The organism is Enterobacter sp. 50793107 (assembly GCF_001463365.1).
GTDB lineage: Bacteria > Pseudomonadota > Gammaproteobacteria > Enterobacterales > Enterobacteriaceae > Enterobacter > Enterobacter cloacae.
Map to the genome: position 1 here is coordinate 1 of NZ_LNII01000039.1, position 12,767 is coordinate 12,767.

15 protein-coding genes and 1 pseudogene are annotated in these 12,767 nt (G+C 34.9%); 6 read left to right on the top strand and 10 right to left on the bottom strand.

Going from position 1 to position 12,767, the window contains the following annotated elements:
- From APU11_RS28650 to APU11_RS26540, 6 genes and pseudogenes are all read left to right on the top strand, one after another.
- Positions 1-230, top strand: a pseudogene (locus tag APU11_RS28650) (hypothetical protein); the annotation flags it as partial.
- A 431-nt stretch (positions 231-661) separates the two neighbouring features.
- Positions 662-1,099, top strand: coding sequence for a hypothetical protein (locus APU11_RS05235; protein WP_060578351.1), 438 nt, complete (start codon positions 662-664; stop codon positions 1,097-1,099).
- The gene (locus APU11_RS05240) at positions 1,068-2,255 is read left to right on the top strand and encodes a relaxase/mobilization nuclease domain-containing protein (RefSeq protein ID WP_060578352.1); all 1,188 of its coding nucleotides are present in this window, start codon (positions 1,068-1,070) and stop codon (positions 2,253-2,255) included. The genes APU11_RS05235 and APU11_RS05240 overlap by 32 nt, the downstream gene beginning before the upstream one ends.
- A gap of 223 nt (positions 2,256-2,478) precedes the next feature.
- Positions 2,479-2,751 (top strand): hypothetical protein, encoded by a 273-nt coding sequence (locus APU11_RS28755; RefSeq protein WP_000787429.1) that lies wholly within the window; start codon positions 2,479-2,481, stop codon positions 2,749-2,751.
- A 41-nt stretch (positions 2,752-2,792) separates the two neighbouring features.
- Positions 2,793-3,179: a hypothetical protein gene (locus APU11_RS05250; protein ID WP_060578353.1), complete on the top strand. Its 387-nt coding sequence runs from the start codon at positions 2,793-2,795 to the stop codon at positions 3,177-3,179.
- Positions 3,180-3,203: 24 nt separating this feature from the next.
- Entirely contained in the window at positions 3,204-3,467 is a 264-nt protein-coding gene (locus tag APU11_RS26540; RefSeq protein ID WP_072200369.1) for a cell wall-binding protein, read from the top strand.
- 40 nt (positions 3,468-3,507) lie between these two features.
- Here APU11_RS26540 and APU11_RS05255 read toward each other — a convergent pair whose 3' ends face one another.
- The 10 genes from APU11_RS05255 to APU11_RS05300 all read right to left on the bottom strand — a co-directional run bounded on the left by APU11_RS05255 (position 3,508) and on the right by APU11_RS05300 (position 12,696).
- On the bottom strand, positions 3,508-3,936 hold the full coding sequence (locus tag APU11_RS05255; RefSeq protein ID WP_060578354.1) for a hypothetical protein: 429 nt from the start codon (positions 3,934-3,936) through the stop codon (positions 3,508-3,510).
- Positions 3,937-4,030: 94 nt separating this feature from the next.
- Entirely contained in the window at positions 4,031-4,429 is a 399-nt protein-coding gene (locus APU11_RS05260) for a hypothetical protein (protein WP_004200789.1), read from the bottom strand.
- Positions 4,430-4,438: 9 nt separating this feature from the next.
- Positions 4,439-6,043, bottom strand: a complete 1,605-nt coding sequence (locus APU11_RS05265) for a hypothetical protein (RefSeq protein ID WP_060578355.1) — start codon at positions 6,041-6,043, stop codon at positions 4,439-4,441.
- 15 nt (positions 6,044-6,058) lie between these two features.
- Complete coding sequence (locus APU11_RS05270; RefSeq protein WP_060578356.1) at positions 6,059-7,384, bottom strand: tyrosine-type recombinase/integrase; 1,326 nt, start codon at positions 7,382-7,384, stop codon at positions 6,059-6,061.
- Entirely contained in the window at positions 7,335-8,603 is a 1,269-nt protein-coding gene (locus APU11_RS05275; RefSeq protein ID WP_060578357.1) for a site-specific integrase, read from the bottom strand. The genes APU11_RS05270 and APU11_RS05275 overlap by 50 nt, the downstream gene beginning before the upstream one ends.
- Positions 8,604-8,889: 286 nt before the next feature.
- Complete coding sequence (locus APU11_RS05280; RefSeq protein WP_001399628.1) at positions 8,890-9,204, bottom strand: hypothetical protein; 315 nt, start codon at positions 9,202-9,204, stop codon at positions 8,890-8,892.
- 21 nt (positions 9,205-9,225) lie between these two features.
- On the bottom strand, positions 9,226-9,432 hold the full coding sequence (locus tag APU11_RS05285) for an AlpA family transcriptional regulator (RefSeq protein ID WP_060578358.1): 207 nt from the start codon (positions 9,430-9,432) through the stop codon (positions 9,226-9,228).
- A gap of 165 nt (positions 9,433-9,597) precedes the next feature.
- A complete protein-coding gene (locus APU11_RS05290; RefSeq protein WP_060578359.1) occupies positions 9,598-10,407 on the bottom strand; it encodes a DUF6387 family protein in 810 nt (269 codons plus the stop codon).
- A gap of 137 nt (positions 10,408-10,544) precedes the next feature.
- On the bottom strand, positions 10,545-11,621 hold the full coding sequence (locus tag APU11_RS05295) for a hypothetical protein (RefSeq protein WP_004171733.1): 1,077 nt from the start codon (positions 11,619-11,621) through the stop codon (positions 10,545-10,547).
- Positions 11,557-12,696, bottom strand: a complete 1,140-nt coding sequence (locus APU11_RS05300) for a DNA cytosine methyltransferase (protein ID WP_001399625.1) — start codon at positions 12,694-12,696, stop codon at positions 11,557-11,559. Before APU11_RS05300 ends, APU11_RS05295 begins: the two co-directional genes overlap by 65 nt.
- Positions 12,697-12,767: the final 71 nt, after the last annotated feature.

The window sequence follows — 12,767 nt, forward strand, 5'->3', positions numbered from 1 at the left end:
AAGATGATCTGATTGCACAATTAGAGGGCATTATTAACATTCATACCTTAGCTATATTTAAAACTCTGATCCTAATATGTTCATTCGCAAAAATATTTATTTCCGCGATTGAGTTTTACTCAGAGCGGAAGATGGAGATCGACAAAAAGTATAATTCAAAATCCCTACTAATCAATGATATATCATCAACCATTAATTTATTAAACAACATCAAAAATAAAAAACATTAGAAATCATTAAGTTCCTTTCTGAAAAACAATGCTCCAATAAAACTAAGGATCATAATGAGTATATCAGAAACAACAACAATCGGATTCATAAAAGGGAAAGCAAACCCTAATAAATTAAAACCGGTGAAAACTGCTATAAACAATAGAATTGGCATATATTAATCCTCCAAATAAGTTATCATACATATAATGTCTATAAATATTTTTCACCGTTGTCAATATAATTACAATAAAAAGCAAGAGCTAATTTATAGAAGCGGTTGCACCGTTCTATAAAGCTCTTGCTTTTCTTGCTTCCTTTCAGTCAGGCAATAAAAGAAAAGCAAAACAATCAAGCCTATAGATTGACAAAAAACTCATTCATTATATAAGTTATATATAAAGCATATGGATTATGCTTACCAATAAATATCATATAAAATGGAGTTTATATGCATAAGATAAATTATACAGATGAAATAGATCTAACCAAAACCACCCGCCGTGGTAGTTTTAATAAAAATAAAATACCTTCAGAAGCAGTAAGAAGCTATTGTGTCAGTGTCCGTTTGAATGTTGAAGAACTGCAACTCCTGAATATTAAGCGAGGCTCTTATAAAAAAGGAGAGTGGCTTCGTATGGCTTCCCTTCAAAAGTTGCCTCCTATTATACCAACCATTAATACCAAAGCCTGGAAAGCTTTAACTGATATATCGCAAAAGCTAAATCGAATTGCGACCCATATAGATTGTAAAAGCAAGGACAGTCAGCTTACCCATACTGAATTGTTCGCTGTGAAGCGACAACTGGAAGAGCTTCGCACGAATCTTTTAAGTGACAGTATATGGAGCCTCCCGAATGAAGGGTATGCGAAAGATTCGCAGGGGTAAGAACTTTGCTGGTGTGGTTCAATATGCATTGAAACCGGGAGCACATCATAAAAGTGATCCCATCATCATTGGCGGGAACATGTTAGGTGATTCAGCCCTTGAACTGATCGCTGAATTCGATAGCACCAAACATCTTCGCCAGGATGTCGCAAAATCAGTTTGGCACAACTCGCTTCGCTTACCCAACGGTGAATCACTAACGAATGAACAGTGGTCTAGTATCGCAGATGACTATATGAAACGAATGGGATTCAGTGATACCCATCTCCGTTGCTATGTCTTACATGACGACGAAGGCCAGCATATACACATTATCGCCAGCAGAATCGACATAGCCGGTGGGAAGCTCTACTTAGGTAGGAACGAAAATCTTATAAGCACACGGATCATCAGTGAACTTGAAATCACTCATAACCTGACAGTGACCATGACAGCACCAAAGCAACCGAAGCGAAGAAAGGTTTCCCGCAATGAACAGATGCTTTCAGAACGGACTGGCCTTCCTTCCCCTAAAGAAGCTCTCCAACAGATACTTGATAAAAGTTTGGCAGATACACCTGACCTTTTAACCTTCACAAAACGACTGGAAGAAGCCGAAGTATCTTGGACGGCTAACATTGCTTCTACCGGTAGGATGAACGGCTTCTCATTCTCTTACCGAGATATAGCTTTCAAAGCTTCGCAGTTAGGCAAGAGTTACTCCTGGGCAAATCTTAGTAACCGTCTTAACTATAACCCCGGCCACTTAGAAGCTCTGCGAATCGACATACCTGCAAAGGAAGTTTCTCAAGCTCCCATGCCAATACCTGTTCCTGCTCCTGCTCCTGCTCCTGCTCCTGCTCCTGCTCCTGCTCCTGCTCCTGCAAAAGATGTTGCAACAACGGATATTCCAAGGGAAAGCATAAGTGAAAAAATTGCTGAACTCGAACTGCGACTCAGAGAAGACAGAAGAAAAGAAATAGTAGAAAAGATTCTTCAAAAAAACGCAGTACAACAGCAAAAGCATCTCAGGCTTATCGGCTGGCTTCCATTTCTTAGAAGGCTTGCAGAGCTTCTCCGAAGCTATGGTAAGAGCATTCTTCACAAGCCCCTCCCTGGATTCTCAAAACTCTATGCAACCCGACTTCTACATAAAGAAAGGAAAATTCATTTATAGACAATAGCTTACCGCTTACCCCTGACAGCAATATCGTTTGTGTAGTTGTTAATTTAGGATAAGTCAACAACAAATTGATCGTTATTACAGATCGATAAATTAGTTATGATAGTCAAAAGCTATCAAGTGACGATCATCGATCGGTACAAGCAATTTTACTAAAGCCAACGAGTCATCGAGAATCCCTACAAACACGCAGTAAATCTTCCACCCTGGGGTTGCTATGAAAAACGAAACAATTAAGTGCCCGTTCTGCTTTACACAAAGTCCTCATGGTGTGCGGATTTGTAAAGGCTGCCATGCAAAGATCGCTTACGGTGAAAGCCCGCTCAGTGTGGCATTCCTGTTTCAATTCGTTGCATTTGGGCTCGCGTGGTTAGCATTTTCGTGGACTGGCAGCACTCTTGTATCAGTCATTACGTTTTTCGTAAGCATCATTATTCTTATCTATAAAATTAAAAAAACGTATGCAGACAGAGTTGTTTTTATACGGTGAAATTAATTTCACACAACCGCAAACCCAAAATGAGAAAGTAAATGAACCGATTTATAAAGTCCTCTTTTTTTATTATTGTCTTCCTGCTTTCTGGCTGTTCAACATCAGGGAACCAGAACCTTAAAAACGAAACACCTCAAAGCCTCCAGTCAAAGATCATTAAAAACAAAACAACTAAGACAGAATTAATCACTATGTTAGGTGAGCCTGATACAAGAACTACACTCGATAGTGGCAACGAGCAATGGAGATACTTTATGTATAACAATCAGTTCAATGCCTCAACTTTCATTCCTGTAGTTGGGCTTCTAACTGGCGGTTCCCAGACTCAGTCTAAAACTCTCGAAATCGACTTCAAAGGAGAAACCGTAAGCAAATGGACATTCTCTACTGATAATAACAATACAAAATCTGGCATTCTCCAGTAAAATACTTAATCAGGAACAAGTCTAATGAAAATATCTTCGGTTCTTGCTGTTATTATTTCTGCATTTCTTCTTACTGCATGTAGCAGTGAGCCTTCCCAAGATGATATTTTTAAAGCTATGCGAAAATGGACTGGAAGCTATCTGACTTCAGTAAAAAAAGTAGATTGCACAAAAGAATCTGATAAAAGCTATAAGTGCAATATAATTATGGATATGAGCGGAACAAAGCAAGCTGGAACAGTTAAATTAATAAAATCAGATGATGGCTGGCAAGTAGGAAGTTATTAATAAAGTAAATTAGTAAAATGAAGCTCCCGAAAGGGAGCTTTTATAATCTAACATTTTTTACTCTAACGACTTCATGGGTTAGTTCTTTCTCTATTGCTTTTATCTCATATTGAGTTTTGATAGCCATAAAGATTTCTTCTGCTCGTTCTTGATTGCTATCTATGTAGTTAACAAGCGAGTTTAGTTCTCTGAGAACAGCTTCTTTATTGTTTAATCGCTGTAACAGATTACTCGTAAGGCATTTATACACAGAACTAAACATCGTCATAATATTGTCTATGTTTCGGTTAGAACGGGTGTATAGTTGTTTTGGATAGAAATACTTTAAGTGATAGCCAACGAACACTAAGTATAAATGATAGGAGAAACTTTTATCATGTGGCTGATATTGCTTAGAGATATATTTATCTACGATGACGATAAGCTGCTCTTCCAGTGTTACCACTGGAAAGTTGTTTTGTTTGTCCATAAATTGCATCCTTGCAAGTTAGTTTTGTCTTCCTGACTATATATACAAATACCATATTAACATAACCTGTCAATAGGTAAAACCTATCAAAATATTATTTTCTTGCTCTCTGTGGAAATTCTTCTTCAAGAATAGAAGCCAATATATTATGCCTGTAAGCATTTTCGTGCATTCTTTGAATCATAAGCAGTAAATTATTATTTTCATATTTTAGTGCCGAGTTATCATTTTCAAGTCGTTCTATTCTTTTCGCCGCAAGGCTCAGGCTACCGGGTAACTTCGTATTTTGACGTTTAACCATACCAGATCTTTTTCTGGTCCTATACGCAACGACAATCTCACTATGCTGGCTTAATGCTTGCCGTGTAGGTACTTTACCTAAAATTTTTTTGCAAGCCACGCATAAAGAATCCCAAGTGAAATCAGGCTTACTCCAGGTTTCAATAAGTTTAACAATAGCTTTTATTTCTTTATCATAAAACTTTCTTGCCATATAATCTCCTCACATTAATATGTATTCAATTTCCAATCTTAAATTTTTAATTTTTTCCAGAATATATTTTCTTTTTCTTGGATCTGAATTTTGGATTTTTAATTCTAGTTTTTCAAATTTATCTTTAATCAAATTCATAATAATCGATTGTTCATTAAATGAAGATGCTGAATTTTTTGTTTCTTCGTAGGTGTTTCCGTTCAATAGTTTCCTTGATAGTTCTGATAACTCGTTGTGAGACATATGATCATATACTGAATTCTGCTTAACACTCCTTCTCCCAGACCATTGGGCAATTTGTATCTCTGACAATACGCTTCGTTGAGCTATAGTATTAAGTAAATGTCTAATTTGATGGCTGCGGAAAATTAAAACAGAACCATCACAGTTAAAATGTATATTCCTATGAAATATGTTATTCATATTATCGGTGCGAAAATCCGCTCTAAAATACTTTGAAGATGCCTTAATTGTTGTAAAAATATCAGCACCCTTGATAGAGTCCAATAAATTATGATTTATGGAGCATAAATTAGCATTAATATTTTCAGAATTAACATTCTTTCGCTCTATATAAATCCAAAATGCTTTTACACTGACTGTACCATGTTTTATCTTAGCCAAGAATTTTAGATTTTCTTGGGAGATATTTAATTGATTTATAACAAAGCCAAGTTTGTGGAGATCTTCAATTGTTAAACAATCAAACGCACTTTTGTTTAATGACTCGTATAAATTAATTTCCCCTGATTTTATTAACCGAGAAACAACCCTTGCATTCCTTGTAAGTTTTTTCAATCGCATGATAGCCTTTGAAGCTACAGAAACCATACAGTCTGGAATCCATTTGGTATTGTATCCAAAGCCCTTCAAAGAAAGAAATCGCAAACCATATCTTGATATGCCATTACTATCTTCAACTATAACTTCACAGTCCTCTTCTAAAAGCATAATTTCACTAATTCGAGATGGAGCACATAAGAGCAATGCAAAAATAGAAGATGTAAATATATCCCTTTCATTAACTGGATTAGAGCTAAATATTTTACCAATAAAATCTATAGCCTTTTCATCAGGAAGTTTTTTCTGATTGGATAAATTTCCCATCGAATCCATTGTGCTATTTGTGTAAGCATCATATGCCTTAAATGGATATGACCATCGTGTAATGGATTCTGGCAACATTTCGTTCTTAGACATAAAAGAACATAATACCCTAAGATCTAAATATATTCTATAAGAAGTGGATATTGCAAAATTTTCTTGAACAATAGTCATAACTTCATCTAATACTTTATGATCTATACTTGAAATCTTAACTTCTTTATTTGTTTTATCTATGGCAATTTCTAATATCCTAAATAATCTCAGCACTCTGAAAGCTACAGATAAATCATGAAAGCACTCATGCCATACATATGCTTTTGCGAACTCTGCAATGTTATAATTCATTAATTTCTTATTCTTGTTCCCCATTCTAACCTTGATTCCGCTAAAAAATGTAATTCCGCCTCCCCAACTTGAATTATCCCACTCAAAATTTCCAAAATTTTTCGCATGGGCCTTATTAGCGATAATGAAGTTATTAATCATTTTATCATGGATTTCTTTCATCACTTTATCCTTCTTTTAAATGCTATTGATCATATCGTCGATAGAATTAGTTACTAACGATATTGCTGTATTATCAAAAGAGTTAGTTTTATATCCACCGCAGTATTCTTCTATCAAATGCTTCAAAGAATCTAACTCTTTCTGAAGCTCTTTTCCCTCAATAAATTTGTTAGCCAGTGGCTTCATTAGTTCATTTACAGCTTCATTAATTCTCTTGCCATTTTCCGCTGTATTTTCTATATAACTCATAACAGAATTGATTGAAGAATGGTCCAAAACATTTGCTATCAGTGAAGGACTATAACCCAATTGTGCAACCTTAGTGCCTAATGAATATCTAAATCTGCGCGAATTTATACACCCCAGATAGGCTTGATATTCATTTATTGAACGATTTATAGTGTTCCTTATTTTTAGTGTTATGGCATAGGGGTTAAGTTTTAATCCACCACTTTCAATCATGTTTAGCTCAACACATCCTTTTTTGAATGGATATGTGTTTATAAAAATTGGTAGTTTTCTCTTTTGTTTTTCACTTAAATCGATTTTTAATGTGTCACTGACCAGCGAATTCACAGCTTCAACGAGATATGTCAATTGGCTAAAAAGCTCTTCTGGAATTTGTAATTTTCTAAACTCTTTTCTATATCCATTTCGTTGTTTAATTCTTGGGATATTGAGAAAGTACTCTCCATTAAAAGCAAAGAGATCACCAGCTTCAAGTTGAGATATTTGCATAGGTCGCCGCCCGGAATATGCAACAAGGAAGGTTAGCAGATAGTTTGACAGACTTACCTTTTCTTCCTTATAAGCTATCGCTACAGAATCTATAATTACCTTTAATTGCGAGTCACTAAAGGGACCTTTTTTATAATCATGTGTCTTTATAGACTTGTTTGCATTTGTTTTTTTAACTTTAATATTTTCTAAAAATATGATTGCTTCTGCCGAAAACAAAGATGGGTAAAGACTACTCATCTTCATAAAAAAATATTTGACTGTCTCTGCATGTGTGTAATCTAATGAGCTCACAACTTTATAGTAATACTTTATGCAATCTTTAGAAAACAAGCTATCATTCGTATTACAGGCCTTAATGTAATGCTTTACTGCATAAAACATTTTCTTAGTATAACTGGCACTATAATTTATAGCGAAATATGCCAAAGTGGTTTTGATAGGTATATATGCACTGATGACCACTCTTAAAGAATCAATGTTCAATGTTATACTTTCACTTATCTTCCACTTGGAATAAGAAAAGCTCACTTTGAAATTACCATCCTTGGTTTCAAAAACCGAATATTGACTTTCTTGTAGCTTTCTTAGCGTTTGAAACATTGGATTTGTCCTCTACTATGTTTTTGAGTGGATTAATAACAGCCATTATTTTTCGGCTTTCTTGTGCTATAAATGCTTGGTTATAGATATCTGAGGTTGTACTATTCTTTTTCCACCCCATAAGATAATTTCTTACTTTCTCATAAGTAATATATTCCTGAGAGTTCGAATTCATGAGCATCATTTCTGAGAATTTCACATTCCAAGTATGTCTTAGCGAATGCCCCACAATATCGCTCAATACATTACTATTTTTCCTAATTTGTTCGAAAATTTTCTGATAACCTGAAATAGTTAATGCATGACCTAATTGACCTTTACTGCTATGAGTAACAAGCAGATAGTCATGCTCCCCTGCATGACACTGCTTACCTCTGAAATCACTAATATAATTCTGTATTAACTCAGTCAATTCTATACTCAATGGTATTTTTCTTTCTAAAGTTTTAACCAATGGTTGCCTTAATCGTGGTTCGTTTTGATCATCTGGCCTTCTTACTATGCATAGACTTTTGTGGACATAGTCAAAATCAACCAACTTAATATTAAGTAGTTCCCCTCCCCTAATACCTGTCTCTAACAAAATTTTAATTATTAGATTATTTCGAAACCTTACATGCTCCGAAAATGGATTAATCTTAGATTTAACACTTACCATATCAGTCAAAATTGTAACTTGCTCATTTGTCAATGATTTGCTTTCGCTTTCAATATTGTAATTCTTTCCGTTCTCTATTCTTGGCTTTATAAAATCAAATGCTCGACTGATTGCTTCATAACGAGAAGAATCAATATTATTGATAGCAATGTTATCAAAAAACCATTTGACGTAATTTTCAATTGTCATTATCTTGAAATAAAGGGTTCTTTTAGAGACATGTTGTTCTTTAAGAATGCTTGTAACATTCTCTAAGTCGTTTCTGTAAGAAAGGGCATTCATTAACCCGAATAAATATCCTTTGTTCGAGACAAGTTTTTCGATGTCAGGATTTACCATATCAAAAACATCCACATTCATGTAAGCATTATATCTTTCAAATAAAAGCAAAGCATTTGCTATTGCTTCCATTGTTGAAAATGAATAGCTATTTGTTCGTGAAATAACACTCATATATAAGTTAGAATAAACCAAGGGTAATCCGTTGCTCTCATTAATAATAATGCAACTTCTGATACCATCTTTATTCTTCAATCTTTTTATTTTATATTTCAAAGTCATATCGCCTCTATTTACATTTAATTGTCAGTGAAAATAAATAAAGCATATAACATAAGCAATTTACAAATATATTTTCCTGAATTTAACATTATTCCCTTTTACAATGACGCATACCGGCCGAAAATTTATAATATCCCTCTAGAGGGATATTATAATCCTTTCTTTTCACTTGAAATAGTTAACCCATTATTTTAAAAGAAGTTAAAGGTGTTTTGTAAATCAAAAAGCAAATAGCACTATCATTTCAACAATGCAATTTACAAAATAGTACTAAATATAGGTTCTTTCAAAGAATGGTTTTCAACCCAATCTGATATCGAATTATCCGTTTCGATAAATTTCTAATTTCATCTGGGCATTTAATTAGCGAGAACCATGTCTCGTAAACATAAAACTGCTCGAAAATATCAAGCTCAGAGATCGCGTCTAAAGGTTGTCTCAAATTTCCGACAAGATACTGACTGAGCCAGTAAATGATTTCTTTATTAAAATCGCTATTCGGCAAATCATAAATCGCTCCGGGTTCGAAGATCTTGCAAAAAAGATCCTCGCCTAAATTGCACATATGGTTTTCTTCATTCATAAATTCTTCGATATTCATAAAAATCTCTCCCACGTTTAATTAAGCAGCTTTAATTCTGCTTGTTTCGATAACTGATTGAATCCACTCGTCAACTTCACTCTCGACAAAAGCAACGGCACGAACCCCGATCTTAACGGGTGCCGGAAACCGACCTTCACTAATCAGACGATAGATCCAGGCCCTGCCGAAACCAGTTCGTTTCAAGACTTCTGGTAAACGAATTAAGCTTTGATTGGTTGTATTCATTTGGCTGTCTCCTCCGCTTCCGTTAAGGAGATATTAGCCACACAGATTTGTATCTATGAAGGGAGGGCTGATAACTGAAAATTTAGATGAGGGAAGAATGGAGAGAAATTTAGGGGAAGAAAAATATTTTCACCATCCCCTTGACAATTGCATGATGATTTATATCTAGAGAGATCCGAGTTCTGAAATCGGTATGTTGATGAGATGACTGTTTTTACTAAGAAAGTACTCCAAACTACGAGTTATCTCTCCATTTAAAGCCTTCTCAGCAACGGGCCTATCTGTATCTTTAATGTGATCTTCGCCTCTAATCTCGTGAGTGAAATCAGGATACAACACACGAGACAAGACCATATTTGAGATTTTTGCTTTTTTGAATTTTGACCAAATTAGTAGATCCATCATAGGAATAATGTTGTAATCGACAAGTTTTCTTATTTTTGCGAGCCCTATCTTTTCTGTTTTTACTGGGTCAATCTCGTATTCTTTCCTTAGAGTTGGAAGCATAGTTTGCAGGGCTGATATAATTTCCTCATCACTAGATAACCCCAAATCAAATGATACATACATCTTGCTGCTATTTTTGTTGAGAAAAAAGTCTCTCATAGTTTTTGTTATTGGTTTCTTTTTCAACTCTTTTTTGAAATCACCATTTTCTTCAAAAAAATCCATGCTAAACATTATCAACTTATTCTCTAATTTTTTTATATCACCAAAGCTAACCTGCGCAACATGTCTTTGGCCCTTGCCAAAATGACCATGATTATTATCTTGTCTGCTTAAAATAGGATTACCTTCAAGGATAGACCTTAAATTTTGATTATCATCTTCCCATCCAAAATTTACACTGTCGAAAATCGCTTCTCTAAAGACAATCTCTCTATGTAGTTCCTTGATTGTAAACGATTTTATCGGTTCATAGTTATCAAGATTGAACCAGTTCTTTAATTCCTCAAAGGGGCTAATTACTCTCATAAACCGCTCTTAGATATAATTATTGAAAATACCATTACATTTGATATTTATAAAATAAACACCATCAGATTTTAATACTAATATTCAGTTAACCAACCGGAGAAAAGTAATTTGCTCCGGTAACTGATTATGAAGGATTAATGCGTCACACACTTTTCCATGAATGCATCAAGGAAATCGTCTGTAATTCCTTGAGGATTCCTTCTTGCACATAATGAATAGAGTTCCTCTACAGCAGAATAGGGGAAGAATCGAGTATCTAATTCTTTAAATTGTGGCATATTAGAAAACTCTATAACTTTATTTCTATATTCGTCAGGTGCCACAACGGTCCAACGTATATTTTTTAACTGTGGTGCATAATCATAAAATTGTTTCATCCTTACCAAACCACTTTTAATACCAGTGCTATGCTCAATCTCCATAACTGCAGGCATTAATTTTCCATTTCGAAACCAAATACAATCTATAAGCCGAGCTTCTTTGATAGCTTTATCATATGATTGAAGCACTTGTTCATTTCTTAAATTATCTATGACCCCATCCATTTGGGCTATAGATTTTCCATTATATTGGAGGCCACGATCATTTGCTGCAACCCATGTCCGATAACCTAAGTAATGACCTATTTTTACTAATGAGATTTGAATTTGTGCATGACGTCTTTTTTCCTCAATCGTCATTCCTTTAGTAGGTAAGATTGTCTCTATATCAACTGATTGATGGACAACATCTAAATTCATTTCAGAAATTATAACATTAGTAGTATGTTCTATTGCTACACCATTTTCATGTGGGTCATTTGGTCTATAAATAAGGTGCTTGTGACCTTTTTTAATATTTTTCTGAGTGTTCATTACCTCAAGGCGATCAAGCTTACACCAATAAAACTCAGGAGTATGGGCCAAAAGGCTTTCGAGAACAGCACGTGTATTATAGCTTGCACCAAAAATACGATCCAAATTGACAGGGACATCTTCCTGTAAAGCATTAGCCAATCTCCACAACATTTGTGTGGAGATGCTTTCCGATTTAGAACTATGCAGTGTCTCACCCTTTTTTGGATCGAATCTTTTGAATTCTATTGGGCCTTCGGGAAGTTGAACATTCGTTACAATGATTCTTCCCGAATTTCGCACATTTACATAATTAAACTGCGTGTTTCTTGGTAGATTGGCAATCGCCTGTGCTAAGTTCGCCGCAGTTACTCTCATATTCGATTCCTAAATGCTCTATAATAGATTTGGCAATACCGGCCGCTGCTAAGTAGGGTACACCGTTACCGACAGTTTTAAACATATTAGACAGAGTCATATAAGCAGGTAATTCAAATTCTTTTGGTAAAGACTGAATTGCTAATGCTTCGGCAACAGTAATTCTTCTTGGTTTATAAGGATGTAAATGTACCTCATTATTACCGTAAGCAGCAGTTGGTGAAAATCTCCATCTATGTAACCTTTTATAGGATTTTTTACTATCATCCCCTTCTTCGACAGTCAAAAACCTCGCAAGCCCTGCTCTTGCCGCGAATACATGCTTTGCATTTGGATGATTATCAACCTGGTTTTTCTTGAACCAATGCTCTACTGTTAACTCTTCTGGGATACCCTTTGGTTTTATAACAGAAGTGTTTTCTGAAAATTGGTTTGTCGTGGGCCATTTATATTCAAATGCAGTTCTTTCAGGGTAGACTCTTTGCCCCCAATTGAATTGGCTTGCATATTTTTCATCAAGGAAACCAATCAATATGATTCGTTGCCTATCTTGAGGAGCACCATATTCAATAGAATTTATTAGTTTTTCATGCAAACAATAACCAACCGATTCTAATTGAGTTTTTAAATGGTCAAAAAATTCCCTATGTTTACTGGTACGGTATAGACCTTTAACATTCTCAAAAAGAAAGAAATCTGGTTTCATTTCAAGAATGATATCAATATAGCTTTGTGAAAGCCGACCGTTTTCACCATCTCGACCTTTATTTTTACCCGCTACAGAGAAATCCGGGCATGGTGGACCACCAATAAATCCAGTCAATCGCCCCTCATTTTTAAGTTGAAGCATAGAAGACTTAATTTTTTCATGTTCTACATCTTCAATACTGCACTCTGCATACCCAAAACGAGGTGGTGCTATATTTAATTTTTTCCTCGAATGTTTATATGCATCCATAAACGGAGCATGGTATTCATTCACGAAAACCACTTCATAACCATTTTTTTCAAATCCAAGATCAAGAAATCCTGAACCAGAGAAAAAAGAAAAAATTGCGGGGTTAATTGTGGACATTTTTTACCTATTAAATTTAAATTAAAAATATAGCCATTGTAATCATATCACACGGCTATGCCAGTGGATAG

Bases quoted from the DNA above. Each gene is read 5' to 3' on its own strand.
- APU11_RS05255 (WP_060578354.1), bottom strand. From the start codon at position 3,936: ATGGACAAACAAAACAACTTTCCAGTGGTAACACTGGAAGAGCAGCTT.
- APU11_RS05250 (WP_060578353.1), top strand. From the start codon at position 2,793: ATGAACCGATTTATAAAGTCCTCTTTTTTTATTATTGTCTTCCTGCTT.
- APU11_RS05265 (WP_060578355.1), bottom strand. From the start codon at position 6,043: ATGAAAGAAATCCATGATAAAATGATTAATAACTTCATTATCGCTAAT.
- APU11_RS05240 (WP_060578352.1), top strand. From the start codon at position 1,068: ATGAAGGGTATGCGAAAGATTCGCAGGGGTAAGAACTTTGCTGGTGTG.
- APU11_RS05300 (WP_001399625.1), bottom strand. From the start codon at position 12,696: ATGTCCACAATTAACCCCGCAATTTTTTCTTTTTTCTCTGGTTCAGGA.
- APU11_RS28755 (WP_000787429.1), top strand. From the start codon at position 2,479: ATGAAAAACGAAACAATTAAGTGCCCGTTCTGCTTTACACAAAGTCCT.
- APU11_RS05295 (WP_004171733.1), bottom strand. From the start codon at position 11,621: ATGAGAGTAACTGCGGCGAACTTAGCACAGGCGATTGCCAATCTACCA.
- APU11_RS26540 (WP_072200369.1), top strand. From the start codon at position 3,204: ATGAAAATATCTTCGGTTCTTGCTGTTATTATTTCTGCATTTCTTCTT.
- APU11_RS05270 (WP_060578356.1), bottom strand. From the start codon at position 7,384: ATGTTTCAAACGCTAAGAAAGCTACAAGAAAGTCAATATTCGGTTTTT.
- APU11_RS05260 (WP_004200789.1), bottom strand. From the start codon at position 4,429: ATGGCAAGAAAGTTTTATGATAAAGAAATAAAAGCTATTGTTAAACTT.
- APU11_RS05285 (WP_060578358.1), bottom strand. From the start codon at position 9,432: ATGAATACAACCAATCAAAGCTTAATTCGTTTACCAGAAGTCTTGAAA.
- APU11_RS05280 (WP_001399628.1), bottom strand. From the start codon at position 9,204: ATGAATATCGAAGAATTTATGAATGAAGAAAACCATATGTGCAATTTA.
- APU11_RS05275 (WP_060578357.1), bottom strand. From the start codon at position 8,603: ATGACTTTGAAATATAAAATAAAAAGATTGAAGAATAAAGATGGTATC.
- APU11_RS05235 (WP_060578351.1), top strand. From the start codon at position 662: ATGCATAAGATAAATTATACAGATGAAATAGATCTAACCAAAACCACC.
- APU11_RS05290 (WP_060578359.1), bottom strand. From the start codon at position 10,407: ATGAGAGTAATTAGCCCCTTTGAGGAATTAAAGAACTGGTTCAATCTT.